The organism is Streptomyces sp. NPDC104814 (assembly GCF_055583185.1).
Genome location: NZ_JBVJOL010000020.1, coordinates 1 through 26,095, shown reverse-complemented (window position 1 = coordinate 26,095; position 26,095 = coordinate 1). Strand labels below are relative to the sequence as shown.

At 74.3% G+C, this 26,095-nt stretch carries 23 protein-coding genes; 2 read left to right on the top strand and 21 right to left on the bottom strand.

Going from position 1 to position 26,095, the window contains the following annotated elements; genetic code table 11:
* From ACZ64A_RS36770 to ACZ64A_RS36705, 14 genes are all read right to left on the bottom strand, one after another.
* Nucleotides 1–116 (bottom strand): adenosylhomocysteinase (locus ACZ64A_RS36770; RefSeq protein ID WP_469816394.1); only part of this gene is annotated, 116 nt, incomplete at its 3' end.
* Nucleotides 106–972 (bottom strand): methylenetetrahydrofolate reductase [NAD(P)H], encoded by an 867-nt coding sequence (metF, locus tag ACZ64A_RS36765; RefSeq protein WP_469816391.1) that lies wholly within the window; start codon nucleotides 970–972, stop codon nucleotides 106–108. The genes metF and ACZ64A_RS36770, both read right to left, overlap by 11 nt.
* Nucleotides 973–1,124: 152 nt before the next feature.
* Nucleotides 1,125–2,339 carry a methionine adenosyltransferase gene (gene metK, locus ACZ64A_RS36760; protein ID WP_469816389.1) on the bottom strand — a complete coding sequence of 405 codons (1,215 nt, stop codon included), beginning with the start codon at nucleotides 2,337–2,339 and terminating at the stop codon, nucleotides 1,125–1,127.
* A 68-nt stretch (nucleotides 2,340–2,407) separates the two neighbouring features.
* Entirely contained in the window at nucleotides 2,408–4,609 is a 2,202-nt protein-coding gene (locus tag ACZ64A_RS36755; protein ID WP_469816387.1) for a condensation domain-containing protein, read from the bottom strand.
* Nucleotides 4,610–5,257: 648 nt separating this feature from the next.
* Nucleotides 5,258–6,097, bottom strand: coding sequence for a 4'-phosphopantetheinyl transferase family protein (locus tag ACZ64A_RS36750; protein WP_469816386.1), 840 nt, complete (start codon nucleotides 6,095–6,097; stop codon nucleotides 5,258–5,260).
* 91 nt (nucleotides 6,098–6,188) lie between these two features.
* Nucleotides 6,189–7,856 (bottom strand): acyl-CoA dehydrogenase, encoded by a 1,668-nt coding sequence (locus tag ACZ64A_RS36745; protein ID WP_469816384.1) that lies wholly within the window; start codon nucleotides 7,854–7,856, stop codon nucleotides 6,189–6,191.
* A 555-nt stretch (nucleotides 7,857–8,411) separates the two neighbouring features.
* Nucleotides 8,412–9,461, bottom strand: a complete 1,050-nt coding sequence (locus ACZ64A_RS36740) for an FkbM family methyltransferase (protein WP_469816382.1) — start codon at nucleotides 9,459–9,461, stop codon at nucleotides 8,412–8,414.
* Between the two features lie 141 nt (nucleotides 9,462–9,602).
* Nucleotides 9,603–10,559: an aromatase/cyclase gene (locus ACZ64A_RS36735; RefSeq protein WP_469816380.1), complete on the bottom strand. Its 957-nt coding sequence runs from the start codon at nucleotides 10,557–10,559 to the stop codon at nucleotides 9,603–9,605.
* A gap of 65 nt (nucleotides 10,560–10,624) precedes the next feature.
* Nucleotides 10,625–12,370 carry an FAD-dependent oxidoreductase gene (locus ACZ64A_RS36730; RefSeq protein WP_469816378.1) on the bottom strand — a complete coding sequence of 582 codons (1,746 nt, stop codon included), beginning with the start codon at nucleotides 12,368–12,370 and terminating at the stop codon, nucleotides 10,625–10,627.
* A complete protein-coding gene (locus tag ACZ64A_RS36725; protein ID WP_469816376.1) occupies nucleotides 12,367–12,654 on the bottom strand; it encodes an antibiotic biosynthesis monooxygenase family protein in 288 nt (95 codons plus the stop codon). Before ACZ64A_RS36725 ends, ACZ64A_RS36730 begins: the two co-directional genes overlap by 4 nt.
* A gap of 73 nt (nucleotides 12,655–12,727) precedes the next feature.
* Entirely contained in the window at nucleotides 12,728–14,335 is a 1,608-nt protein-coding gene (locus ACZ64A_RS36720; RefSeq protein ID WP_469816374.1) for a class I adenylate-forming enzyme family protein, read from the bottom strand.
* 656 nt (nucleotides 14,336–14,991) lie between these two features.
* Nucleotides 14,992–16,248: an FAD-dependent monooxygenase gene (locus ACZ64A_RS36715; protein WP_469816372.1), complete on the bottom strand. Its 1,257-nt coding sequence runs from the start codon at nucleotides 16,246–16,248 to the stop codon at nucleotides 14,992–14,994.
* Entirely contained in the window at nucleotides 16,245–17,000 is a 756-nt protein-coding gene (locus ACZ64A_RS36710; protein ID WP_469816370.1) for a thioesterase II family protein, read from the bottom strand. The genes ACZ64A_RS36715 and ACZ64A_RS36710 overlap by 4 nt, the downstream gene beginning before the upstream one ends.
* A 51-nt stretch (nucleotides 17,001–17,051) precedes the next feature.
* Nucleotides 17,052–17,873 (bottom strand): AfsR/SARP family transcriptional regulator, encoded by an 822-nt coding sequence (locus ACZ64A_RS36705; RefSeq protein ID WP_469816368.1) that lies wholly within the window; start codon nucleotides 17,871–17,873, stop codon nucleotides 17,052–17,054.
* Nucleotides 17,874–18,116: 243 nt separating this feature from the next.
* Here ACZ64A_RS36705 and ACZ64A_RS36700 point away from each other — a divergent pair, with 243 nt between their 5' ends.
* Nucleotides 18,117–18,383, top strand: coding sequence for a hypothetical protein (locus ACZ64A_RS36700; RefSeq protein ID WP_469816366.1), 267 nt, complete (start codon nucleotides 18,117–18,119; stop codon nucleotides 18,381–18,383).
* Nucleotides 18,380–19,369, top strand: coding sequence for an AfsR/SARP family transcriptional regulator (locus tag ACZ64A_RS36695; protein ID WP_469816364.1), 990 nt, complete (start codon nucleotides 18,380–18,382; stop codon nucleotides 19,367–19,369). Before ACZ64A_RS36700 ends, ACZ64A_RS36695 begins: the two co-directional genes overlap by 4 nt.
* 372 nt (nucleotides 19,370–19,741) lie before the next feature.
* On the opposite strand, the gene ACZ64A_RS36690 is transcribed toward ACZ64A_RS36695, so the two are convergent.
* From ACZ64A_RS36690 to ACZ64A_RS36660, 7 genes are all read right to left on the bottom strand, one after another.
* Nucleotides 19,742–20,575: a 4'-phosphopantetheinyl transferase family protein gene (locus ACZ64A_RS36690; protein WP_469816362.1), complete on the bottom strand. Its 834-nt coding sequence runs from the start codon at nucleotides 20,573–20,575 to the stop codon at nucleotides 19,742–19,744.
* Nucleotides 20,572–22,512: a beta-ketoacyl [acyl carrier protein] synthase domain-containing protein gene (locus ACZ64A_RS36685; protein WP_469816360.1), complete on the bottom strand. Its 1,941-nt coding sequence runs from the start codon at nucleotides 22,510–22,512 to the stop codon at nucleotides 20,572–20,574. Before ACZ64A_RS36685 ends, ACZ64A_RS36690 begins: the two co-directional genes overlap by 4 nt.
* 14 nt (nucleotides 22,513–22,526) lie before the next feature.
* Nucleotides 22,527–23,390: a phosphopantetheine-binding protein gene (locus ACZ64A_RS36680; RefSeq protein ID WP_469816358.1), complete on the bottom strand. Its 864-nt coding sequence runs from the start codon at nucleotides 23,388–23,390 to the stop codon at nucleotides 22,527–22,529.
* Between the two features lie 119 nt (nucleotides 23,391–23,509).
* A complete protein-coding gene (locus ACZ64A_RS36675) occupies nucleotides 23,510–24,160 on the bottom strand; it encodes a ScbR family autoregulator-binding transcription factor (protein WP_469816356.1) in 651 nt (216 codons plus the stop codon).
* A gap of 12 nt (nucleotides 24,161–24,172) precedes the next feature.
* Nucleotides 24,173–25,006, bottom strand: a complete 834-nt coding sequence (locus ACZ64A_RS36670) for an AfsR/SARP family transcriptional regulator (protein WP_469816354.1) — start codon at nucleotides 25,004–25,006, stop codon at nucleotides 24,173–24,175.
* A gap of 233 nt (nucleotides 25,007–25,239) precedes the next feature.
* Nucleotides 25,240–25,890, bottom strand: coding sequence for a ScbR family autoregulator-binding transcription factor (locus ACZ64A_RS36665; protein WP_469816352.1), 651 nt, complete (start codon nucleotides 25,888–25,890; stop codon nucleotides 25,240–25,242).
* A gap of 79 nt (nucleotides 25,891–25,969) precedes the next feature.
* A partial coding sequence (locus ACZ64A_RS36660; protein WP_469816392.1) for a carboxyl transferase domain-containing protein occupies nucleotides 25,970–26,095 on the bottom strand: 126 nt, incomplete at its 5' end.

The window sequence follows — 26,095 nt, the reverse complement described above, 5'->3', positions numbered from 1 at the left end:
TCCTTGCGGATCGCCATCAGGCCCGGCATCTCGTGCTCGGCGAGGGTGATCTCCTTGCGGCCGAACTCGGCCAGGGACAGGTCGGCGACCTTGAAATCCGTGAACTCAGCTGACACGGGAGCTCCTTGCGCTCATGACGTTGCGGTGGATGTCCAGGGCGGCGGTGGACCTGTTCAGGGTGATGTAGTGCAGGCCGGGCGCGCCCTCGGCGAGCAGCCGTTCGGCCATGGCGGTGGCGTACTCCACGCCGATGCGGTGGCCCGCCGCCGGGTCGTCGCGGGCCGCTTCCAGGCGGTGGGCGAGGTCCTCGGGGAAGGCCGCGTCGCTCAGTTCGGCGAACCGGCGGATCTGGCGTACGTCGGTGGCGGGCATGATCTCCGGGATGATCGGGGTGTCGCAGCCGGCGGCCGCCACCCGGTCCCGCAGCCGCAGATAGTCCTCGACCCGGAAGAACATCTGGGTGATGGCGTAGTCGGCGCCCGCCCGGCACTTGGCCACGAAGTGCCGGATGTCGAAGTCCCAGTCGGGTGAGCGCGGATGGCGCTCCGGGAAGGCCGCCACACCGATGCTGAAGTCGCCCAGCGAGCGCACCAGTTCGACCAGTTGGTGGGCGTGCCGGAAGCCGTGCGGGTGCGGCACCCACGGTCCCTTGGGGTCACCGGGCGGGTCTCCGCGCAGGGCCAGGACGTCCCGGATGCCGGCGTCCGCGTACGCGCCGATGATGTGCCGCAGCTCGGCCACCGAGTGTCCGACGGCGGTGAGGTGGGCGACGGGACGCAGTGTCGTCTCGGCCGCGATGCGCCGGGTGACCTCGATGGTGCGGTCGCGGGATGAGCCTCCGGCGCCGTAGGTGACGGAGACGAAGTCCGGCCGCAGGGGCTCGACACGGCGGATCGCCTGCCACAGGGTGCGCTCCCCCGCTGCCGTCTTCGGCGGGAAGAACTCGAAGGAGAAGGTGGGCCGGGGTGTCATGCGCGGCCTCCGGCGTCCGCCGCGGTGCCGCTCACAAGGTTGAGCCGATCCGCGAACCGGCCGGGGAAGACCATCGGATGGTCGGTGGCGATGGAACCGGTGACAGCGATGCGCACGTCGGGTTCTCCTCGGGTACCAGGACGCCCGGCCGGTCAGGCGCCGGCCGCGGCCCTCAGCTGCTCGGCGCGGTCCGTGCGCTCCCAGGTGAAGTCGGGCAGTTCGCGGCCGAAGTGGCCGTAGGCGGCGGTCGGACGGTAGATGGGCCGCAGCAGGTCGAGGTCGCGGATGATGGCGGCCGGGCGCAGGTCGAAGACCTCGGCGATCGCCTTCTCGATGTGCTGCTGCGGGACGGCTCCGGTGCCGAAGGTCTCGACGAACAGTCCGACCGGTTCCGCCTTGCCGATGGCGTACGCGACCTGCACCTCGCACCGCTCGGCGAGCCCGGCCGCCACGACGTTCTTGGCGACCCAGCGCATGGCGTAGGCGGCCGAACGGTCGACCTTGGACGGGTCCTTGCCGGAGAAGGCGCCGCCGCCGTGGCGGGCCATGCCGCCGTAGGTGTCGATGATGATCTTGCGGCCGGTCAGGCCCGCGTCACCCATGGGGCCGCCGATCTCGAAGCGGCCGGTCGGGTTGACCAGGAGCCGGTAGTCGTCGGTGTCCAGCGTGATGCCGTCCTCGGAGAGTTGGGCGAGGACGTGCTCGACGACGTGTTCGCGGATGTCCGGGGTGAGCAGGGTGGCGAGGTCGATGTCGGCGGCGTGCTGCGAGGAGACGACGACCGTGTCCAGCCGCACCGGGCGGCTGCCCAGGTATTCGACGGTGACCTGCGTCTTGCCGTCGGGGCGCAGGTAGGGGACCGTGCCGTCCTTGCGCACCTCGGTGAGGCGGCGCGACAGGCGGTGGGCGAGTTCGATGGGCAGCGGCATCAGGGTGGGCGTCTCGTTCGTGGCGTAACCGAACATCAGGCCCTGGTCGCCGGCGCCCTGCTGGTCGAGCTCGTCACCGCCGGCTCCGCCCTCGACGCGCTTTTCGTACGCCGTGTCGACGCCCTGCGCGATGTCGGGCGACTGCGCGCCGATCGAGACGGAGACGCCGCAGGAGGCGCCGTCGAAACCCTTGGCCGAGGAGTCGTATCCGATGCCCAGGATCGTCTCGCGGACCAGGGCGGGGATGTCGGCGTACGCGGAGGTGGTCACCTCACCCGCGATGTGGACCTGGCCGGTGGTGATCAGCGTCTCCACGGCCACGCGGGAGGCCGGGTCCTGGCGCAGGAGCGCGTCGAGGACGGCGTCGCTGATCTGGTCGGCGATCTTGTCGGGGTGGCCCTCGGTGACGGACTCCGAGGTGAACAGGCGACGGGACATGGCTCTCCAGAGGTGTGAGGTCCGTTGGACGGTCGTTCACGGCAGGGCCGGGTGGGGTCGTCCGGGGGTCATCCGGCGCGTTCGGCGGCGGATTCGAGCAGCCGGGCGAGGTCGCCGACGGCGGTGGAGGCGGCGGCGAGCACCACAAGGGGCGGCCGGCCGCCGTGCGCGGCGATGAGCCGGGCGACGTCGTACGCGGCGGCTCCGCATCCGGAGAAGCCACCCAGTACCAGGCGCCCGCCCGCGTCGGCCAGCGGCCGCAGCGCGTCGTACCGGGCGCCCGGGTCGTCGGGGACGGGGTCGAGCAGCACGAGGGCTTCGGGCCCCCGGTAGGAGCGGGCGAGCAGGTCGTACCGGGAGCGGGGGTTCGCGGCCGCCGGGAGGAGGCACACGGTCCCGGCGCCGGGCTCCCGGGCGGGCCGGAGGATGACGAGGGGCGACGGCGGCCGGTGGAGGGACTCCTGGGCGGAGGCGGGGGTGGCGGCCGTGTCGGCGGAGGCGGTGGTGGCCCCGGTGTCCTGGACGCCGGTCCCGGCGGCGGGGCCGGGACCGGTGTCGCTGTCGGCATCACGACCGGGGCCGGGGTCGGGGTCGCCCTTGGCGTCGGCGTCGGCGTCGGCCAGCAGGGCCACGATGTCGCCGATGGTGGACTCGCCCTGCCGGAGCGGCAGTTCCTGCAGCAGGTATCCCGCGTGGGCCAGGACATCGGCGACTCCGGCCGCACGGTCACGGTCGTAGGAGACGGTCAGCACGAGCGCGCCGTCCTCGTCGTGCTGGGCGGCGAGGGTGAGGTCGTACCCCGTCCGGGTGGCGAGTGTCATCGCGGTCTCCAGGCGGACACCGTGGGCGGCGAGTTCCGTGTCGAGGTCGTCCGCCGGACGCGGCCGGCTGTCGAAGGCCACGAGGGTGCCGGGCGGACCGGCGGGCCGGTCCCCGTCCGTGGTCCAGGCCCGGATCTGGCCGGCCGTGACCCACTCGTAGGCGGCCATGTCCAGTGCCCGGTCGCGCAGTTCCGCCAGCAGCTGCGGCACCGTGGCACGCGGATCGACGACGACGGACAGCGGCAGCGGGTTGCGCAGGGCACCCGGCAGGCGCTCCACGCCGTCGAACGGGATGCCGCGTCCGGACACCGCCACGCTGAACCGGACCGGCTCGGCGACGGCGGACCCGGCGGCCCGGTACAGCAGCAGGGCCCACACCGCCTGGAGCGCGCCGCTCTCCGTGCCGCCCCAGCCGGCCGCCCAGGCGCCGAGCCGCGCGGTCTGGGCGGGAGTGAGCCGCAGCCGGGCGCGGCCGCTTCCCGTCCCCCTGACGCCGGAGGCGGGAGGGGTCACGGGCAGGGGCGAGTGGGCGGCACCGGGCGGCGGCGCGGCCATCGACCAGAACTCCCGTGCCGGGGCGGTGTTGCGGCCCGCGAGCCAGTGGGTGTAGTCGCCCATGTCGGGACGGCGCTCGCCGCCCGGCAGCCGGCCGCCGGCCAGGTAGGCGCGGGTGAACTCGCGCAGCAGCAGGCGGGCGCTGAAGTCGTCCAGGAGGGCGTGGTGGTACGTGAGCAGCAGCCGCGTGGGCGGTGCCGGGACGGACACCACGGGCCCGCCGCCCAGCACGGTCACCCGCAGGGGCCCGGGGGTACGCGGGTCGATGCCGCGCAGCCGGTCGCTCTCGACGAGCGCCGTCCAGTCGGCGGTGCCGTGCGCCAGGCGTACGACATCGGCCCGGACCTGGTTGTGCACGACGATCCGCGGCTCGAAGCCGTCGTCGAACGCCGAGCGCAGCACGCTCTCGTGGTCGGTGAGGGACTGCCAGGCGGCCGTGAGACGTTCGGGGTCGAGCGGGCCGTGCCACACACAGGCCAGCTGCCCGATGTGCCGGACGGCGGCCGGGTCGGTGGCGGCGTCGGCTTCGGACAGCAGGTCGCGCTGGAGCGGGCTCGGGGCGAGACCGCGTACGAAGGACCCGGTTGCGGCGGTCGTGGCGTCGGTGAGCAGGTCGGCCAGCAGACCGGCCGGGAAGTCGCAGGGCGCGGGGGTGGTCAGGGTCAGGGTGTGGTGGCCCGGTCCGAGGCGCTGCAGCCGGTGCCGCCACGGCGCGACGTCCGGCAGGTGCGTGACGACGCGTTCCAGGGCGGCCTCGAGGCGGCCGGTGTCCAGGGGGCCGCGCAGCTCCAGGACGGGCGGAGCGTCGTACGGGGGCCGGCCGGGGTCGACGATGACGGACATCGACGCGTCGGGGAACACCGGGGACGTGCGTGAGGAGTGATCCGTTGTCATGGCGTCCGGGGCGCGCACCCCCTCCCTCCCCTCTCTGCGAGCTCGGAAGGAGTATGGAAGGCCCCGCCCATACGGACCTGACACGGCGCTGACACCGTGGTCGGCCGACAGCGCGGCGGGTTGCGCGTCCCCTGTGCGCAGGCGGTCGAGGGCCGGTGCCCGGTGCCTTCCGTCGTCCGGCACCCTAGCGGCACGCGGGGCGCGGTCCCGTTTTCCTCCAGCCGTCCTGGACGCAATCACGAACGTCTCTGGAGGGAGCGGCGGGCCCGGTCCGGGGGCATGGCTGAGGCGCGTGGGCGGTGGGCGGTGGGGGGGGGGGGGACGCGGGCCGTGGGCCGTGTGGAGGGGGCCGTAGGGAGAGGAACGCCGGCCCGCGCCGCACCGGATCACAGCGGTGCGCGCCGGGCGGGAACGAGGCCGGGGCGGCGGGTTCGCGGCGCGGCCGGCTTTCGGGGATACCGCGTCCGCCCCCGTGACGGGGGGATGACGGTGGGCGGACGCGGCGGCAGCAGTCTGCCGGTTCGCCGGGCAACATCCCTCGACCCCTGCTCGAGGACCGGGCGATGTGCCCGGCGCCGTCGTCAGTCGGCCGGCCGGGGAGCGGCGTTCACCAGCCGCGACTCGCAGGCGCTGAGGCTGCGGGGCGGGTCAGCCGTCGGCGGAGGTGAGCAGGTCGGCGACCGCGCCCATGAAGCCCTCGTCGAGCATGGTGTGCGCCGCGGTGTCGCGGGAGGTGTCGAGGCCCGCGTCGTGGCAGGCCACGCTGAGGACGTAGCGGCGGCCCAGTACGTGGCGGGTGGTGAACGCCCATTCGCCGCGTGCGGCCGGAGTCCCGTCGGGGGCGAGCAGGCCGCCGGTGTCGATGCCGAAGCCGAACTCGGTGAAGCTCAGCCGCAGTCCCTGGCCGAGGGCCTTGGTGTAGGCCTCCTTCAGGGTCCACAGCCGCAGCAGTTCCGCCGTGCGCCCGGCCTCGGGCAGCTCTTCCAGGGCGGCGCGTTCGGTGGGGGTGCACACATGGCTCTGCAGCAGTTCGAAGGACATGGGCCGCCCGGCGGGTTCGGCGTCGACGCCGATCCTGCCGTTGCGGCTGATGCCCACGGCGATCAGGTCGTCGGTGTGGGTGAGGCTCACGTCGATCTGGTCCAGGCCCCGCAGATAGGGACGTCCGCCGATCTTGTAGGCGAGGTCGAGTTCGGCGGGCCGGACGTCCAGCGCGGCGGCGGCCGTGAACTTGGTGGCCAGCCGGGAGGCGACGAACCGGTAGCGGACCGTGGGGTCGGGGGTACGGCGGTAGCGCTGCCAGTCTCGGCCGAGCAGCGGGCGCAGCGACGGGTCGGCGACGGCGCCGGTGAGCCATTCGCCCCAGGTGGTGTGCACCACGGCGTTGCCGTGCCGGTCCATTCCCTCGCGCACCCGGTCCCACGGCCCGTCGGGGCCGCTGACGTGGACGGGCTCGGTGATGCGCTGTGTGGGCTCGGGCTGCGTCACGGGCTCGCTCCTCCTCTGGGGCACCGCTGCTGTGTCACCGCTGCTGTGTGGTTGCTGCCTGTGTCGTTGCCGCTGTGTCGTTGCCGCTGTGTCACTGCGCGAGGGTGATGGCGTCCAGGTCGCAGCTCAGGCCGGCCCGGTAGCGGCGCACCAGTTCGTCCAGGACCCGTTCCAGGCAGCCGCGCGGCAGCTCGGGCACCGGGATGCCGAGCCGTTCGCCGAGCCGTGACAGGGCGAGGACCGCCCAGGCCGGGTCGGCGAGGAACGGGTCGTCGCCGGTCTGGCCCTCCCACACGCCGAGCACGGCGGCCGCGGCGACGACCAGGCTGTAGCGGTCGCTGAGCACGCACACGGCGGGGTCGGCCGACGACGTGGCGCCGTAGGCGGGCAGGACGCGGCACTGCTCGCGCAGGGCGCGCAGTTCGGTGACGAACGCCTCGGCCAACTCGGCGAGCGCGGCGATCTGGCCGCCGACCGGGCGTGACGCGGCGAGCCGGGCGGCCGAGCCGACGAGGGAAGCGGCCATGAAGTCGCCGCCCCCGGCGATGCCGAGCGCCCCGTAGTCCAGGGCGGGCAGCTCGGCGCCCTGCCGGAACAGCTCGGGCGGCGGCTCCTCCTCCGCGAACCAGGCACGTTCGGCCAGACCCCTCAGCTGCGGGACGATCACCGCCTGGCAGGCCGCGGTGCCGGCGTGGCCGAGTCCGGCGACCGGGAGGTCGCGTACGAGTTTGTCGAGCGCGCCGTACTCGGGGCTGTCGTGTTCGTAGCCGCGCGCGCCGAGGACGGTGGCGAGCTCCTCGAGGTTCTCCCGCAGCAGGTCGGGCACCACGTACTTGACGGCGGCGGCCAGGACATGGGCGCGGTCGGGCAGCAGGCTCAGGGCGCGCAGCACGACGGTGGCCATGCAGTCGCAGGCCAGCAGGTCGGCGAAGACACCGGTGAGCGGCCTGTGCCAGCGGCGGGCCACGGGGCCGCTGCGTCCCGTCGTCGCGGCCCGTACGGCGGAGTGCAGCACGGTGTCGGCCGCCGATGTGACGACCCCGCAGATCAGGCTGCGGTTGACCTGGAAGGTCCGCAGGGCGAGCAGGACGCCGTCGCCGCTCTCGCCGACGAGGGCGTCGCCGGGCACCGCGTAGTCGTCGAACTCCAGCCCCGAGAAGAGCGCTCCGCGCATGCCGGGCGTGGTGATGCGCGGCAGGTGCCGTACGGCCGGGGGCTGCTGCCGGGCCGGGTCGAGGAGCAGCACCGAGTGACTGCGCGGTCCGCGCGCCCGGTCGGTGCGGGCGTAGACGACCTGGGCATCGGCGCGCGCGGCGTTGATGATGACGTCCTTGCGGCCGTCCAGCCGGTAGCCGCCGCCGGGTGCGGTGCGGGCGGTGAACTCGTGGCGCAGGATGGCGTTGGAGTGGGCCAGTTCGTGGTGCAGGATCGTGGCCCGACCGCCGCCGAGGAGCAGGTCGGCGACGGAGCGCCGCTGCTGCTCGGTGCCGGCCGCCCAGACGGCGCCGATGGCGAACAGCGAGGTGATGCCGGAGCCGAAGCCGAGGGCTACGTCGCGGCGGAAGACGGGGCGCAGCACACGGGCGAGGAGGTCGGCCCGGGTGAGCCGGCCGCCGTAGGCCACGGGTACGAACTCGGCGCCCAGGCCCTCCTCGGCGAGCAGGCTCTCGGTCGCGGCGGGCGGTTCGCGCCGGTCGTCGGCGGCGAACAGGGCGCGCAGGCCATGGGGGTTGGCGCCGTCGCGGGGATCGCCGAGCAACGCTTCGAGACGGGCCGCGCGGGCCCTGGCGTCGGCCTCCCACGCACGGTCCGGCGTGCGATGCGGCGTCCCGCCCGATGCCCCGCCCGACGTCCCGCCCGGCGTCCCGCCCGGCGTCCTGCCCGGTGTGCGGTCCGAGGGCGTCAGGCCCTCCGTAGGGAGCGCAGGTGAAGCCATGCCAGTCGTATGCGACGGGCGGCGAGCTCTCTCATTCAGCACCTCCGAAACCCCTTCCCTGCGCGTATGCCCGACTCTCACGGCAGCCGCTCGAGGCCGAGTGGACTGCCGGTCGACGCCACGGCCACACTCCGTGGAAGACACCCCGGTCACCGCATCCCCCGCGCAGACGATCTCCGCTGGGCAGCGCCCCCGCCCGACACCGGCTCGAAGAGCACTGGGCGGGCACGTGAGGGGAGTACGAGGAGTTCTCCGCCGCTTCTCGACCGGTTCCGCAGCAGCCCTGCCGCAACGGTCGGTCCCGGCTGCACGGAAAAGGGCCACCGCTCCCTGGGGAGGGAAAGCGGCAGCCCTGGGTGATCGGTGGCGGCGTCCGGTTCAGCACTCCTCGTCACGAAGGGCGTAGACGGTGTGGAAGTCCGTGATCGCGCGGTCTTCGTTCTGTTCGCTGTGCACGCGGAAGCCGCGGTCCCGGAGCATCCGGCTCAGGTGCGCGACGCGGCCGTGGCCGTCGTAAGTCCGGAGCACGATCTGGCGGATCTTGGGCCAGTCCTCTTCGGCGATGCCGTCGAGGACCTGCTGCTCGCTGCCCGGCACGTCGATCCTGATGAGGTCGATGCGCTCGACGCCCTGCTCGCGGATGACGTCGCTCAGGGGGCGCACGAACGCCTTGAACGGGATGCCGGAGCTGCGCGGAGGGAACGGGAACTCGGCCGCGGCCTCGCGGTCGGAGACGCCGATGGTGAACAGCTTGGCGTTCACCGCGTGGTCGGTGACGTTCTTGCTGAGCAGCTCGAACATGGGCGGCGCCGGCTCGAACGCGTAGATCTCGACGTTCTCCGCCTCGTAGTGCGAGAAGAGGGTGAACAGGCCGACGGCGGCGCCGACGTCGAAGACGGTGGCACCGGCCTCGACGGTGACGCCGTTCCTTTCGTAGGTGCGGCGCTCGAAGAGGTCCTCGTAGACGTGCTGGGTGTCGGCCTCGCTCAGATCGTGCACCATCAGGCCGTTGGGCAGCCGGCGGGCGGGGCGCGCCTCGGCGGCCGCATGCCGGGCCGCCTCGGCGCGGACCGCGCCGGCCGTGCCGTCGCCGGCGAGCAGGGCATCGATGGCGGCGGACATGGCGATGATGCTGGGCATCTCGTAGAGATGGCGCAGCGTCAGCTGGACACCGAACTCGCCCTCGATGCACAGGATGAGGCGGGTCGCGAGCAGGGAGTTGCCGCCGAGCTCGAAGAAGCCGAGGTCCAGGGGCAGCGCGTCGGACTTCAGCAGCCGGGACCAGATCGCGCGCAGCCGGGACCGGGTGTCCGTCGGCTCCTGTGCGTCCGGGGCCGCGCCGGACGTGTGGCCGCCCACGCGTGTGTCGGACGACGAACGCACCGTGTGGTCGTCACGGACGGACAGCGGTGTCGGATGGGGAGTCATGCCTCTCCTCTGTCGCCGGCTCGGGCCGCACGGTCGGGGGATCACACGGACGGACGGAGCACATGACAGCAGCGCCGGCTTTGGCCGCACTCGATCGGTGATGGGGCCGGACTGCGTTCTCCTCGGCAACGCGCCAGCCGGTCAGAGCATCCGGACCGCTGTTTCGGCGTGGCGTTTGGCGAGGTGGAGGGTGTTGGTGGAGTTGCGGCCGAGTGCTTGGCGCAGGTAGTGGCGGGTTTGTTCGAGGGTGGCGTCTTCGCCGAGGACGGTGGTGACGGTGTCTTCGCGGATGACGACGCTGTGGTGGGAGGTGACGGTGACGCCGGTGGTGTCGGGGGTGACGGTCCATTCGCCGGTGTGGGCGTCCATGAGGGCGGGGGTGGCGGTCTGCTTGTAGACGATGCGTCCGGCGTGGGGGAAGCAGACGCGGACGGAGGTGGTGGTGTGGGTGCTGCCGTCGGCGGTGGTGGTGTCCATGGTCATTTCCTGGACGCCGGGGGTGTCCTCGGTCAGGTCCAGGCGGGAGACGTGGGGGATCAGCTCGGGCCAGTCGCCGACGCGGTAGAGGAAGTCGTAGACGAGCTCGGCGGGGCCGTTGACACGCACGGAGTCCTCGAAGGACAGCACCAGCTCGTCCAGCCGACCCCACCGCTCCGCGAGCCGCCTGACGCTGTCCATCTCCGCGCCCGTCGTGCCGGCGAGCGCCCGCTGCACCCACTCCACGTCCTCGGGCCGGTCACCGGCCACCGTGAACTCGCTGGTCAGGGTGAGCTCACTGGTCCCGTCCGCCCGCTCCCGCACGGCCCAGGTCCCGCTCATCGTCTCCACCGGGGCCTCGGGGTTGAGCTGGCGGAAGTCGACGCGGCGCTCCTGTGGGTCCTGCACCCGCCGCGAGAGCCACGACCGGATCCGGCCGCCGGCGGCCGACCACATGCGCAGCCGCTCGTTCCTCCCGTCGAACTCCAGCCGCTCCACGTGCACGATCGGCGGGAAGAACAGCGGCCACCGCACCGCGTCGGCGATCAGCCCGTAGACGACCCCCGCCGGTGCGGCCACCTCGACCGACCGCGTCCTGCGGTACACACGCTCGTCCGACACCCCACGCCACCTCTTCCTGGTTGTTCCGTGAATCGACACCGGCCCGGGCCCCGGAGTACCGGGCGTCAGGCTCCGTGTTCTTCCACCCGCCGGGTGCGGACCACGGCGAGCCCGGGCTCCGGCCGGGCCGCCTCGGCGAGCGGCACGGGCGGCCGCACCGGTTCCAGCGCGCGGCGCAGCGCGTCCCGCGTCAGGACGGTGCCGCGCGCGGCGACGTATCCGTCGGGGCGCACCAGCAGCCAGCCGCCCGGTGCCAGGCCGAGCGCGGTGCGCAGCCGCCCGCCGGGGTCGGCGAGCGGGGCGGGGCCGTCGGCGGTCGCGCCGCCGACGGTGCGCACCGACAGCCACTCGCCGTACTGGGCCGCCGCGGTGACGGCCACGCCGACGGGCACGTCACCGGGCCCGGTGCCGCCCGCGGCGAGCAGCAACGACCAGCGCGGGTCGCGCAGTTCGGCGCGCAGCCCGGCGCAACCGGCGTCGCCGGTGCCGTGGACGCGGGCGTGGGTGACGCGTTCGCCCGGTGCGGGCGCCGGGGTGGGTTCGACGCCGGCCATGACGGCGGAGCCGGAGCGCGCGACGAGCCGGTAGCCGTCCACGGTGGTAAGGGACGACGTGCCGTAGTCGATGCGCAGCCCGGACATGCCGCCGAGGACCCGGCGCTGCACGGCCCGGCGCAGCGGCGCCACCGTGCGGACGACGGTGAGGGCGACGGGCAGCACCACCGACGCGATCAGGTTCTTCAGCTGTACGAGGGAGGTCGCGGCGCGGGTGGAGCCGAGCAGCGCGCGGCCGATGGGCACGCGTTCCTCGTCGTAGGTGTCGAGGAGTTCCCGCCCGGCGTGACCCTGTTCGACCAGGGCGAGCTTCCAGGCGAGGTTGTACGCCTCCTGGATGCCGGTGTTCATGCCCTGCCCGGATGCCGGACTGTGCACATGGGCGGCGTCCCCGGCGACGAAGACGCGGCCCTCGTGCATCCGCGCCACCATCCGCTGCTGGAAGGTGAAGGTGGAGGTCCAGGTGGCTTCGCCGACCCGTACGCCGTGGCCGAGCGCGGCCGACAGCTTCTGCGACAGCCGTTCCTCGGCGGGGCGCGGGTCGGTGCGGCGGGAGGGGGGCGCGGTGTCCAGCAGCCGCCAGTGGCCGGCGCGGGCGTAGGGCACCATCATCAGGGCCTGGCGGCCCGTGTGGGCCCAGTAGATGGTGTCCGGCGGCAGGTCGGTGCTGACCGGCGCGTCGGCGAGCATCCACGTCTCGCTGCTGTGTCCGGCCAGTTCCAGACCGAGGAGGGTGCGTACGGTGCTGTGCCCGCCGTCGCAGCCCACCAGCCACGAGGTCTCCACGTCTTCCTCGGTGCCGTCCGCCCGCGCAAGGCGCACCCGTACGGTGTCCGCGTCCTGCTCGAAACCGGTGAGCCGCACCCCCCACTCGACGTGCACGCCGAGGCGGGCCACGGCGTCGCGCAGCACGGCCTCCGTGTCCGTCTGCCCGATGACGAGGGTGAACGGGTACGCGGTGGGCATCGTGGAGTAGTCGGCGTCCAGCCGTACGAGCCGGCGCCCCTTGGCGTACATGGTGAACGCCCGGTTCTCCCGGCCCCGGGGGAGCATGGCGTCGACGACGCCCATCTGGTCGTACGTCTCCAGGGTGCGCGGATGCGTGGCCACGGCCCGGCTGGTGCGGGCGGGTCCGGACGCGGCGTCGACGAGGCGGACCCGCAGTCCGCGGCGGGCCAGTTCATGGGCGGCGGTCAGGCCGACCGGTCCGGCACCCGCCACGACGACGTGGGGCCGGTCCGTGGGGCGCGGCGTCACGCGCTCTCCTCGACCGTCTCGTACAGCCCCGGCTCGGGCGTGGCCAGCGGACGCAGGTCCTGGACGATCGCCTGGAACTCCTCGCTGCGCACCGCGCGCTGGTGGGCGTCGGCGTCCTGCCACACGGCCAGCTCCAGGAACACGTGGGGCGTCTTGGCGTGGCGCAGCGTGTGGTGGCTGACGTAGCCGGGCTGGGCGGACATGTAGGAGGTGAGGCGTCCCTTGACGGCGAGGAAGGAGTCGATGTCGCCGTGCACGGTCAGCTTGTTGACGAAGGTCACCATGGTCTGCTCCTGGGTTCGAGCCGGTGCGGGCGGTCGGGGGTGGTACGGGCGGTCGTTGCCGCGGCGTGGAAGGTCAGGCGGCGGCGCGGGCCCTGAGACGGTCGCGGACCGCGCGCCGTTCGGGCTTGCCGGTGGGGGTGCGGGGGACGGCGTCGATCGCCTCGGTCATGCGGATGCGTTCGAAGGGGGCGAGCTGTTCGTTGGCCCGCGTGGTGATGGAGTCGAGGACGCCGAGGACGCCGGTGCCGTCGTCCGCGCGCTGCCCGGGGCCGGAGTGCGGGCCCGGGTGCGGGTCGTCGCGCAGGACGATTCCGGCCCAGACCAGGCCGCCGTGCACGTCGTCGGGCCAGTCGGCGACGATGCAGTCGGCGACCCGGGGGTCCTGGCCGAGGACGTGCTCGATCCGGGTCGGCGAGACGATCTCGTTGTCGTACTTGAAGATGTCGGCGAGCCGGTCCACCAGCCGCAGCGCTCCCTCGGCGTCGAGCCGGCCGACGTCTCCGGTGGAGAACCAGCCGTCCTCGTCGATCCGCGACGGTTCGTCGTCCGCGAGGTAGCCGGCCATCAACTGCGGTCCCCGCACCTGTACTTCTCCCGTCGCGCCGACGTCCAGCGGCGCGCGGGAGTGCACGTCGACGACGCGGCATTCGGTGCCGGGGACCACCTGACCGACGGTGCCGGCCCGGTAGGCGTCGGGCTGCTGGCAGTGGGTGAGCGGGGACAGCTCGGCCATGCCGTAGCCCTGGATGACGGGTACGCCCAGCCGGTCGCGCAGGGCACGCGCGGCCTCGGGGCGCAGTCCGGAGCCGCCGGAGAGCACGGCCGTCAGCCGGGCGCCGCCCGGTGCCGTCCCGACCGGCCTGGCGTCGGCGGCGAGGCGGTGCAGCCGGGCGGGCAGCCCGTAGTAGTGGGTGGCGCCGGCCTCGGCGGCCGCGGCGAGCGAGACGAGCGGGTCGGGATCGGTGCACAGCACCTGGCAGGCGCCCGCGTACACGGCCGAGTTCAGGTGCATGACGTGGTAGAGCGGCAGGTGGTTGAGGGTGACGGAGGTGCAGTCCAGGCGGTGGGCAAGGGCGGTCTGCCGGGCGTTGGCGACCAGATTGCGGTGGGTGAGCAGGACGCCCTTGGGACGGCCGGTGGTGCCGGTGGTGAACTGCACGCAGGCGATCGCGCCGGGATCGGTCCGGCCGGCCCGCGGGGCGTCCGGGGCGTCGGCGAGCGCGGTGTGCAGCGGGACGGCGTCGCCCGGGACGACGCCGTCGGGCGCGTCGGTCACCACGACGGTACGCAGCCGGGGCAGGGCGCCGCGCAGCTTGGTCAGCACCTCCGCCGTGGCGGTGGGCACGAACGCCACCTCCACCTCGGCGGCGGCGCACACGTGCCGCAGTCCCGCCTCGCTGAGCAGGGGGTTGACGAGAACCACGGTGGATCCGCTGCGGGCGGTGCCGTAGTAGGCGGCGGCGAACACCGGGTCGAGGACATGGGCGACGCCGACGCGCGCGCCGGGCCTGCCCCCGGTCCGCCGTTGCAGCCAGGCGGCCACGCGGTCGGCCAGGGCGTCCAGTTCACCGAAGGTGAGCGCCGTGTCCGCGTGCCGTACGGCGATCCCGTCGGCGTCGCGCACCGCCGCCGTGCGCAGCAGGCCGTCCAGCGGGAGATCCGGGTACGTGAAGGTCGGCACGGCTCGTTCTCCTCCGGCTGGTCGGTGCGCGGCCGCGGTTCACCGCTCGGCGGCTTACACCGTCGGCCGGACCGCTCGAGAAACCGTCGAAGAGCGCTCGACCCACGCGGAGGCACCCGGCCGGCACGGGCGGGGTGCGCGCCCCGAGCCCATCGCTCGGCGGTCCCCCGTCATCGACCCGAGCCACCGCAGCCGCCCGACCGCCCTCGGCTCTGCCGACAACGGCGACCGGCCGGCAACGGCGAGCGGCCGGCGTCGCGACGGCCCGGCGTCGCGGCCGCCGCAGCCACGCGCAGAGGCCGACCGCTCCGGCCCGCGCCGCGGCCGGCGGTACGGCAGGACCGTGCCCCGCAGCCGGGCGCCAAGGCGTGGGTGCAGTCGCCGACGGCAGGAGGGGACGGGGTGGGGCCCCCGCGGCCGGCACCGGCGGTGTGCCCTCGGCGCGTGGGGACGCGGCGGGCCGCCCTCACCGCGTGGTGAACAGCCTGCGGGAGCCTGGGCCCGCGCCGCCTGCAAGGCGAGCCGGAGTCAGCCCGCGAGAGCCGGAACCCGTGCCCGCGCCGCCTGCAAGGCGAGCCGGAGTCAGCCCGCGGGAGCCGGAACCCGTGCCCGCGCCGCCTGCAAGGTGAGGCGGGGCGGGGCGGGGCGAGCCGGAGTCAGCCTGCGGGGGCCGGGACTGTGAACAGGTCCGTGCGGACCGGGGCGGGGTCCGTGCCGTAGGCGATCGCGCGGGTGATCCGGTCACCGAGGGGCGTGCGCGTGACGAGCGCGGCGGCGTGCGAGCGCAGCCGGGTGGTGATGGGCCCGCCGCGCCCGAGCAGCGCCTTGGCCTGGAGTCGTTGCACGCGGTGCGCGGCGGCCGCGACGGGTCGGCGTCGCCGCTCGTAGGGCAGCAGCCGCTCCCGGCGGGCGTCGCCGTTGCGGACGGCGTCGACCAGCACCGGGTGGGCGGCGGCCGCGTCCTGGAGGGCGAGGTTGATGCCCTGGGCGCCGATCGGGCCGTGGGTGTGGGCGCTGTCGCCGACGAGGACGAGCCCGCCGCGCACCCATGTGCCGGCCTGCGCCGCGAACACGTCGAGCAGCGTCAGGTCGGTCAGGCGGCGCAGCCCTTCGTTGAACAGGTCGGCGTACTGCGGGACGGCGTCCGCCAGGTCGCGGCGGATGGCGTCGATGCCGCGGGCCGCCATCCGGTTCCAGGTGCGGTGCGGCAGCGTCCATCCGATCCGCAGCCGGTCCGGATGGGTGTCGTGCACGAGCAGCGCGCCCTGCGCGGTGCGGTGGACGCGCACCTGACCGGTGCGGCGGCCGGCGGCGGGCACGGCGAACCACACCACGTCCTGGTCGAACGCCTCCGCGCGCCCCGCCTCGATCCCGGCCAGCCGCCGGGTGCGGGAGAAGCGGCCGTCGGCCCCGGCGACCACCCGGGCCCGCACGGTCACGGTCGTACCGTCGCGGCCGGTGGCCACGGCCCCGGTGACCCGGTCGGCGTCCCCGAGCAGTGCCCCGAGCCGGTGGCCCTCCAGCAGCGTGAAGCCGGGCAGTTCCCGGCACGCGTCGAGGAGTTCCGCCAGCAGGTGGCGCTGGGGCAGGGCGAGCAGCCGGTCGTGCGGGGCGGTCAGGCGCCGGTAGTCGATGTCGAGCAGCGGCCGGCCGTCCTGGAGGACCTGGAAGCCGGTGAGGTCGCACGCGCCGCGGGCCCGGGCGGCGGCCAGCACGCCCAGGTCGTCGAGGACGCGCTGCCCGCCCGGCTGGAGGATCTCGCCGTGGAAGTCCCGGCGCAGCCCCATGGAGCGTTCCAGCAGCGTGACCCGCACCCCCGAGCGCAACAGCAGCAGCGTCAGGGCCAGTCCGGCGGGCCCCGCGCCGACGACGCACACGTCGGTGCGCAGCTGTCGTGGGCCGCCCCCGCTCATCGGGCGCCGGCCCGCGCGGGGGTGGTGCGCCGCACGACGCGGCAGGCACGTCCGAGCAACCGGGGCAGGTCACCGCCGCGCAGGAAGAAGTGGTCGCCGGGCACGGTCCGGGTCACCACCGTCCCGGAGGTCCAGCGCCGCCAGCCGTCCGTCACGGCGGGCCGGGCCAGCGGGTCGTCGGTGCCGGAGACGACGAGCATCGGCACGGTCAGCGGTCCGGCCGTCATCGGGCGGCGGGCGGACACCCTCAGGTCATGGGCGAGGGCCAGGTCGTCGCGGAGCACGGGCATCACGGCCCGGTGCCAGAACCCGCCGGGCGCCGCCCCTTCCGGCAGGGCACCCACCTCGTCGAGCAGCCCGAGCAGGTCCTCGTCGGCCGCGCCCCAGGCGTCGGACAGGTCGGATCCGGCGTCGGGCGGCGGGCAGGCGCCGACGGCGAGCAGCGCCGGTCCGGGCAGTCCCGCCTCGTGCAGGGCGCGGGTGACGGTGTAGGCGACCATCGCGCCCAGGCTGTGCCCGTACAGGACGTACGGCGCGGCCGGCGCCTCGGACACGAACGCGTCCATCAGGTCGGCCAGCAGCGCCTCACGCCCGGTGACCCGGGGTTCGCGGCGCCGGTTCTCACGGCCCGGCAGCAGGTGCGGCACCGTCTCCACACCCCGGCCGAGGCCGGCGGGCCAGCCGTAGAAGGAGGAGACGCCGGCTCCGGCGTGCGCGAAGCAGTGCAGTCGTACCGGCTGTGCGTCAGACATCGGCCGTCCCTTCTCGGTGCCGGGCTCGGATCGTGGCGGGCGCATGGCGTCCTACGCCGCGTACAGGTCGAAGGTGGAGGTGCGGCGCGGCCCGCTGACCACGTCCAGCGCGGGGTCGACGGTGAGCATCGCCTGGTGCAGCCGCTGCAGTTGCGGCGAGGGCTCCACGCCGAGGTCCTCGACCAGCCGCATCCGCAGCCGGCGGTAGACGTCCAGCGCGGTGGCCTGCCGCCCGGAGCGGTACAGCGCGACCATCGCCTGCGAGTGCAGCCCCTCGTGCTGGGGGTGACGGGCGATCAGATCGGTCAGTTCGGCGAGGAGTTCGCTGTGCCGGCCCAGCCGCAGATCGGCGTCGATGCGGCGCTCCACGGTGACCAGGCGGCTCTCCTCCAGCCGCATGACCTCGATCTCCAGGATCGGCCCGACGCGTACGTCGACCAGCGCGGGGCCCTGCCACATGGCCAGCGCCTCGCGCAGCAGCCGCGCCGACCGGTCGTCCTCGCCCTCCTCGAAGGCGCTCTGGCCGGCGGAGACCAGCTGGTCGTAGCGGTGTACGTCGACGCAGTCCGGCGCGATCTGGAGCAGGTAGCCGCCGTGCCGGGTGGCCAGTACGTCCTTGGCGGAGCCCGGCGCGTCCGGGCCCATGGCGGTGCCGAGGCGCCGGCGCAGCTGGAGTATGTACGTCTGGAGGGTCGTCATGGCGCTCTGGGGCAGCTCGGTGCCCCAGATCTCCTCCATGAGGGTGGGCACCGGCATGACCCGGCCAGGGTAGAAGGCGAGCAGGGCCAGAATCTGGCGCGGCTTGCCGGCGGTCGGAACGATCGATTCCCCGTTGACGTCGGCGTTCAGTGGACCCAGAACCTGAATCTCCACGGTTTTCCTCCCCGTTTGCCGTCGGCCCAGCACGCTAGCTCCGTTTCGGCCACCCGCCCCGAGACTTCGACCCGCGCTCGACCAGCCCTCCAAGCCGGACCCCGAACGGGGAGGTCACGCCCGTGCCCGGGTCCTCGAGGACCTTTGCACGTCTGCTCGAAGGGGGCTCGCACGTCTCACCGCAGGCGGCGGGCGGCGGCTATGGTCCGGTGTCCGCAACGGAGGACCGTCGACGGAGTCAGCATGGAACTGCGCCTGTTCGTGTTCCCCCACGCCGGTGGCCCCCCTGCGGTGTGCCACCGGTGGCCCGCGCTCGTCCCGGCCGGACGGGACGTGCGGCCGGTCGCCGCACCGGGACGGGCACCGACGGCTGCGCGTCGACGGGTCATCGAGGACGCCGCCCGGCTGACGGAGTGGTTCCCGCCAGAGCCGGCCGGGCCCGGCGCGGGGATCACCGACGACGTACGGCGGGCCTTCGCGCTCGCCGGGACGCCGGTGCTGCCGCGATGACGGTCCTGGACGTCGGCCGGGACCCCGTCACCGGCCTGGACGGCGAGACGGGCACCGAGTTCCGGCTGCTGGGGCCGGTGGAGATCCGCGACGGCCGTACCGGGCAGGACATCGTCCCGCCCGGCTCCAAGCAGCGCGCCCTGCTGTCCGCGTTCGTCGTGCACGCCGGTCAGTTGCTGTCGGTCGACCGGCTGACCGAGGAGCTGTGGGGCGACCACCCGCCGTCCAACGCCGCGAACGCGCTCCAGGCCCATGTGGCCCGGTTGCGGCGGCTGCTGCCGGCCCCCGACGACGGCCACGAGTGGATCAGCACCCTGCCGGCCGGCTATCTGCTGACCCTGGGCCCGGCCACCACCGACGTCCAGCGCTTCCACCGGCTGTCCGCCAACGGCCGCGCCGCGCTCGCCTCCGACCCCGGCTACGCCGCCGAACTGCTGCGCCGCGCCCTGTCCCTGTGGCGCGGCCCCGCCCTCCAGGGCAGCGGAACGGGCCCGATCTGCACCACGGAGGCGGACCGCCTGGAGGAGAACCGGCTCACCGCCCTGGAAGCCCTGTACGACGCGAGCCTGCGCTGCGCGCAGCACGGTGAGATCACCGGCGAGCTGGAGAAGCTCACGGCCGACCATCCGCTGCGGGAGCGGTTCTACGACCTGCTGATGCTGGCCCTGTACCGGGGCGGCCGGCAGGCGGAGGCCCTCGGGGTGTACGAGCGGGCGCGACGCCGGCTGATGGACGCGCTCGGCATCGAGCCGGGCCCGGCGCTGCGCGGCCGGATGGAGGCCATCCTCAACCACGCCCCCGACCTGTCCGCGCCACCCCCGCCCCACTCCGCGGCCCCGGCGCGCACCGTCGCCCTCGCGGAGGCCCTCGACCTGGGCGCCGAGATCGCCCGGCTGCGGCGCCGCATCGACGAACTGGGCCTGGAGCAGGAGGCTTTGGTACGCCGCTTCGACGCCATGATCGCCCGCCTGCCGGGCCCGGAATGACCGCGCCACGTCTTCAGCGGCGCCCACCACCGGGAAGCGACGCGCCCGCCCGCCGGGCATGACACGCCGCTGCCGCCGCCTCGACGACGGCAGCGGCAACCGCAACCGCAGCGGCAGCGGCGAGGGCAGCAGACCTTGCGGGAACGGAGCTTTCGGGAACGGACCTTGCGGGAACGGGCGGCAGGCCGCTCGGCATCAGCGCGAGAACCGGGCAGCGCAGGCCGGCCGCCCGCGCGCCTGGCGCAGTCCCCACACCGACGGCTCGCCGTCGCAGCGTCGCGTCGCGTCGCCGCCGTCCGAGGGCCTCACGCCCGTCGGACGGCGGTCGCCCCGCACCGGGCCGTCCCGGCACGGGCCCGCCCCGGCCCGTCCCTACACCGGCACCGCGATCCGGTCCGGCAGTGCGAGCACCCGGGGTGATCCACGGTCCCAGGGGAATCCGTGGTGCAGGTGGAGGACCGGGGGCATGTCGGTGCCGCCCACGACGGCCACGGCCGCCAGTACATCGGGCACCGGCTCCAGTTCGACGAACCGCCACGGCAGCGCGGTCTCGCCGGGGGGCGGCCGGAAGGCGAGGACCCCGCGGTCCTCGGCCAGCGTGAAGGAGAAACTGTCGAAGGCCAGCCCGAGTCCCAGGCCGCGCGCCTTGGAGTAGGCCTCCTTCAGCGTCCACAGCCGCAGGATCCTGCGGGCCCGCGGGCGGCCGGACGCGGCGGCGGCCACCCACAGCCGTTCCTCGGGCGCGAAGGTGTCGACGATCGCGTCGAAGCCCTGCTCGCCCCGGTCGAGCCGTTCGACGTCCACCCCGATCCGGTGGCGCCGCACCACCCCGAGCAGATTGTGGCCGTGGGCGTGGGAGAGGTTGAAGTCCAGCTCCCGGCCGCCGCGCGGCAGTCCCTCGGCCGGTTTCTGGAGGAACGGCCGGCCCCGCGAGGAACGCCAGATCACGGCCTCCGCCTCCGGCACACCGCTCTCCAGCGCCAGCACCCGCCGTACGAGGGTGTGGGCGACGACGTACTGACGCCGGTCGCGTTCGAAGAGGAAGCGGCTCGCGGTCTCCCGCTCGTGCTCGTCCAGCCAGTGGGTGGCCAGGGTGGCGGCGACGCCGGGGGCGAGGTCGTCGTTGGGGCAGAACCACAGTTTGACGGGTTCGGACCGGGCCGGCCCGAACCCGTCGGCGAGGTCCACCGCTTCGGCTCCGGTCATCCGGCCGTCTCCGTCTCCTGGGCGCCCTCGCCGTGCCCCAGCCACAGGGAACGGCGCACGAACGCCGAGGGCGGCAGCGGCACCAGGGGCGGCACGGTGCCGTCCGCGCCGGGCCGGTGCTCCAGCGCGGCCCAGTCGACGTCGAGCCCGGACAGCCACAGGCGGATGAGCTGTTCGCTGCGGCCGCCGTGCCACAGCGCGGCCAGGTAGTCGCGGGTCTCGGGTGCCTCCCCGAGGCCCAGCGGATCGGCGCCGCCCGCCCGAAGATCCGCACAGCGCACACCCGGCCCGTCGGCGGTGTGGACCGCGGGGCCCTGCCCACCGGGGCGCACGAAGTCCCGCAGCTCCGCCACCAGATGGGGCACGTCACGGGCGGTCAGGGCGATCCGGCACGGCCAGGCGGCCCGGCCCGCGCGCAGCGCCCGGGCCACGTCCGCCAGGGGCGTCCACTCCCCGTCCGGGGCGCTGTCGTCGCCGCTGGCGACGCGGTCGCCCGCGAGGTGGTCGGCCAGCCGGGCGGCGGTGGCGGTGAGGTGGGCGGGCGTGGGGGCGGACAGCAGGATCAGCTCCTCGCGGCCGTCGCCCGCCGTGGGCCGCGGTCGGCGGCCCGGCACGAACTCCTCAAGGACGGCCCGGGCCCCGGGCGCCACGCCGTCGGGACAGGCCACCTCGACGGCGGCGACCCGGGGCAGTTCGCGTCCGCGCGCGTCGCGGGGGCGTGGCCAGGCGGTGGCGGGGGCGCCGTCCCGGGTGGGGGCGAGGATGCCGTGCCGCAGCTGGAGGACGGCGGCGGTCAGGGCCGCGATCCCGGTGGCGGCCCCGGCGTCGCCCACCCGGCGCGCGGTGGTGCGCCCGGTCTCGCGCAGCCCGGTTCTCCCCCGCAGATCGTCGTCACCGGCCAGGACAGCGTCGTCGCCCGCGACAGCGTCTGCGGCCGGAACGGCGTCTGCGGCCGGCGCACCGTCGTGGGCACCGGCGCAGACCGAGGTGGCCGCAGTGGCCGAAGTCGCCGAAGTCGCCGAAGTCGCCGAAGTGGAGCGTACGACGGCGTGTACGTGGTCGCCGTCGGCGAGAGCCCGGTCGAGCGGCTTGAGGACCACCGCGCCCACGCCCTCGCCCGCGCCGTGCCGCCCGCGTGAGGGGTGCAGCAGCAATTCGGCGCCGCCGGCCACGGCGGCCGTGCACTCACCGCGCCGCAGCGCGCCGACGGCGAGGTGGACGGCGACCAGGGCGGAGGACTCGGCGGCGTCGACGGCCAGCGCGGGACCGCTCAGTCCCATCAGTGCGGAGAGCCGGCCGGCCATCCGGCCGTGGCTGCCGGCGAGCGCGTCCCGCCTGCCGCGGGCCCAGCCCTCGGCCGCGAGCAGGGCGTAGTCGGTGGCGCAGACGCCGACGAACACGCCGACACTGCGCGGCTGACCGCCCGGGCCGGTCAGGGCGTCGAGCCGGGCGCCGGTGCAGCCCGCGTCCTCCAGTGCCTCCCAGGCGGCCTCCAGGAAGAGCCGTTCCTGAGGGTCGATCAGGGCGGCCTTCTCGGCGGTGAGGCCGAAGAACTCCGCGTCGAAGGCGGCGGCGGAGTCGAGGAAGTGCCCGCGCTCCCCTGTCTTCAGCGGGGATCCGCCGGGCCGGCCGAGGGGCGCTTCGGAGGAGGTGTCCCGTCCTTCGCGCAGGTTCTGCCAGTAGGTGCGCAGATCGGGTGCGAGCGGATACCGCCCGGCGATCCCGACGACGGCGAACCGGTCGGTGCTCTCCTTGCCGCTTCCGGATCGCGGTCCCGCAAGAGCCGAGGGGGCGTCCTGGGGGACGGCGCCGTGGACGGGTTCCGTCTCGGGCACGGCGTCCTCGGGTGGCGTCTGCCGTCCCGTGAGCAGGTGTACGGCGAGCCCGCGGTCCAGGGTTCCGGCCTTGAACCGGGTGAGTATGTCTCGTTCGTCCATTGCTGGGTGTCCGTTCACGGCCGCCGGGGCAGCAGCGTGAGCGCCTCGTCGACGGACAGCCGCTCGTCGCGGACGGCGTCGAGCAGCGCTTCCAGTGTCATCGGCGCCGGAACCGGAGCCGGTGGCGGCGGCGGCGGCGCCTGCGTGAGGAGGGCGACGTGCGCGGCCAGCGCGGCCAGGTTCGGGTGGTCGTACAGCGCCACGGGCCGCTCGTCGACGCCGTAGGTCTGGTTGACGACCGCGAGGAAGCGGGCGCCGAGGATCGAGTCGACGCCGAGGAGGTGGAAGGCGGCCGTGGTGTCGATGTCCCAGGGGTCGCAGCACAGGATGCGGGCGAGCTCCTCGCGCAGGACGTCGAGGACCTCACGCGCCGCCGAACCCGGCACGGCGCCCACCTGCGCGGCGGCGCGAGCCGGCCCGGCGCCCGGCGCCCCGCCGGCAAGGCGTGCGGAAGCCGCAACCGGTGCGGACGAGGTCATCGGTCCGGTGATCGATGCGGTCATCGGTCCGGTCATCGGTCCGGTCATGGGAGCGGTCGTGGGTGCGGTCATCGGTCCCGTCATCGGTGCGCGCCGGGGTGCGCCGCCTCGCCGTTCACTCGCGCGTTCGCCGGCCACATGACGGGCGAACGCCAGCGGCGTGGGGTGGTCGAGGAGGGCGCCGGGCCTGACCGCCGTGCCGTAGCGGGCGTTCAGCGTGGCCACGAACTCCACCGTCAGCAGCGAGTCGAGTCCGAGCGAGCGGAACGTCTGCTCGGGGTCGATCTTCTCGGGCTTCAGCCGCAGGACGTCGGCGAGCACCTCCACCAGCTCGGTCACCACATCGGGCGGCGGCGCGTCGGGCGCGGACCTGAGGGGAGTGTGATGTTCAGGGATCATGGGTGGGCTCCAAGGTCTCCGCCGCGGGCGGGCCGGTGGGGGAGGTGTCGGGTGGGGGGGCAGCGGGCGGCGGGGGCCGGCGCCGGACGAGCGGGCCCGTCCCGCAGGGCAGGGGGAGGTCAGGCCGCCTGCGCCTGCGCGGTCCGGCCGGCGGGGGCGGGCGGACGGGTCCGGTAGCGCGTCACGTCGTCCGGCGGTACGAGGGCCGACAGCAGCGGCTCCCACAACGCGGCCACCCGGCTGCTCAGTTGGGGGTACGTCAGTCCGGTGCCGGCCAGGACTCCGATGCCGCACACGGTCACGGACAGCAGTGCCTGTGCCCCGTCCGCCCCCGCGCGCTCGCTCAGCGCACCCGCCGTGCGGGCCTGCCCGAGGAGGCGCAGCACCTCGGTGATCCACGCCTGGTGGAAGTCGGTGACCGGGGGCTGCCGCCCGGTGCACTCGTTGGTGATCCGGAAGCTCGCCCGGATGACGGCGTCGTCGTGCAGGGCGCGGGCCAGCCAGTGCGTCAGGTCGATGAGCACCTGCACCGGCGGTACGCCCTCCTCCCAGTGCTGCTGGACGAAGTCGTGCAGCAGGGCGCGGCCCCGCTCCTGCACGGCGTCGGCCAGCCCGTCCTTGGAGGCGAAGTGGAAGTACAGAGCGCCCTTCGTCACGCCCGCGGCCGCCGCGATCTGACCCAGTGTCGCGCTGGCGTAGCCGTTGCGGTCGAACATCTCCGCGCCCGCGCGGACCAGTCTCTGGCGGGTCCGCTGCGATCTGGCCTGCATCCCGGCCTCCTCTCAGCCGATCCGGCTCAGGCGCTCGCCGCCCGCGACGGAGACCTGGTCGAGCGCGGGTTCCGGACCGGCCATCAGGATCGAGCGCTGGAGCCGCCGCAGCCCCCCGGAGGGCTCCAGGCCCAGCTCCCGCACCAGGGCGGTGCGCAGCCGCTGGTAGACGTCGAGCGCCTCACTGCGGCGCCCGGAGCGGTGCAGCGCCAGCATGAGCTGGCCGTGCAGGGTCTCGTGGGTGCGGTAGCGGCTCACCAGCATGGTCAGTTCACCGAGCAGCTCGCGGTGCCGGCCGAGCCGCAGGTCGGCCTCGATGCGCTGGTCGAGCGCGCACAGCCGGGTCTCCTCCAGGCGCCTGGTCTCCATCTCCAGCTGCGATCCGGTCTGTACGTCGGCGAGGGCCGAGCCGGTCCACAGCGCGAGCGCGTCGCGCAACTGCCGGGCGGCGCCGGGGAAGTCGCCGGCGTCCATGGCCCGGTACCCCGTCCCCGCCAGCCGCTCGAACTCCCGTACGTCGCTGGTGCCGCCCCCCGTGTCCAGGAGATACCCGCCGGGCGTGGTGACGAGCACGTTCTTGGCGGTGCGCGGCCCGGCTCCCTCCGGGTCCTTCTCCAGGGCCGTCGCGATGAGGTCCCTGAGCTGGAGCACGTAGGTCTGCAGGGTGGTCCGCGCGCTGCGCGGCGGCCGGTCCCCCCACAGTTCGTCGATCAGCAGGGCCACGGGCACGACCTGGTCGGCGTGCAGGGCCAGCAGAGCCAGGACTTGCCGCGGCTTGGGCGCCGTCGGCGTCACCGAGATCCCGTTCACACGGACGGCCAGCGCGCCCAGTACATCGATATCCACGCCGTCTCCCCTGTTCGTGCATGAGTCGTGACCATCACGAGTAAAAAACAGGACAGACGGTTTGTCAATATCAAACCGAGCGCGCTGTTTTCACTGTGACGTCGAAGATCGACTAAACGATCCTTGACCTGCACTTATCACTGAGAGCACAGGGAAAATCCCTCCACCCCCAGAAGGGCGGAGGGCGAATTGCCGCAATCGCGATCTTGAAAGACACCAGCAAAACAGCATGATCAGTCTGTTCTTCGGGTCGGTGCGGCCACTTCTCCCCTGGCCGTCGGGAACGGCGTGACCGGGGCCGGAGCGTCGCGGCCCGTGATGCCGGGCAGGACGAGGTCCCAGAAACCGGTCATCTTGTCCTCGGTCAGCCATGCGCCGTCCTCGGCGCCGAGCACCTCGAAGCCGACGGTCGCCGCCACGATCGTGTCCGCCGCCTCCTCCGGCGAGACGCCGTCCGCCAGTCCGCCCTCGTGCCCGGCCTGGCGCAGCCTCTCCTGCGTCCACTGCTGCCACTGCCGCCTGAGCCGGGGCTCCACCCCACAGGCCACGTCCCCGCCCAGCTCGAAACCGGCCCGGACCACGATGTCGTCGGCCAGCCGGTTCATCAGCTCGTGCGTCGTGTCCACGAGCATCTGCAGAGCGTTCCCGCCGCCCTTCAGCACGCCCTCGGTGAGACGGCGCACCGTCTGCGCCGCTGCGTCCTCCACGGCCTGGGCGAGCGCCTGCTTGTTCTCGAAGTGGAAGTGCAGCGCGCCGTTGCTCACCCCGGCCCGCCGGCTGATCGTCGCCAGTGAAGCAGGCGCGTAACCCTCCTGGGCGAACACTTCGGCGGCGGCACGGATCAACGCCTGACGTGTGCGGGCCGCGCGCTCCTGCTTGACCATCAATTGTCTCCTGGCTGCGGGACACGGCCGCGCGCCCCCCTCCGGGGCCGCTTGCGCCGGGCCCCGTCGTACTCGTGGGCTACTGGGGCGGGTTGCCGTGTTTGCGGGGCGGCAGGTCGGCGTGCTTGGTCTGGAGCATGGCGAGGGAGCGGGCGAGGACTTCGCGGGTCTCGGCGGGGTCGATGACGTCGTCGACGAGGCCGCG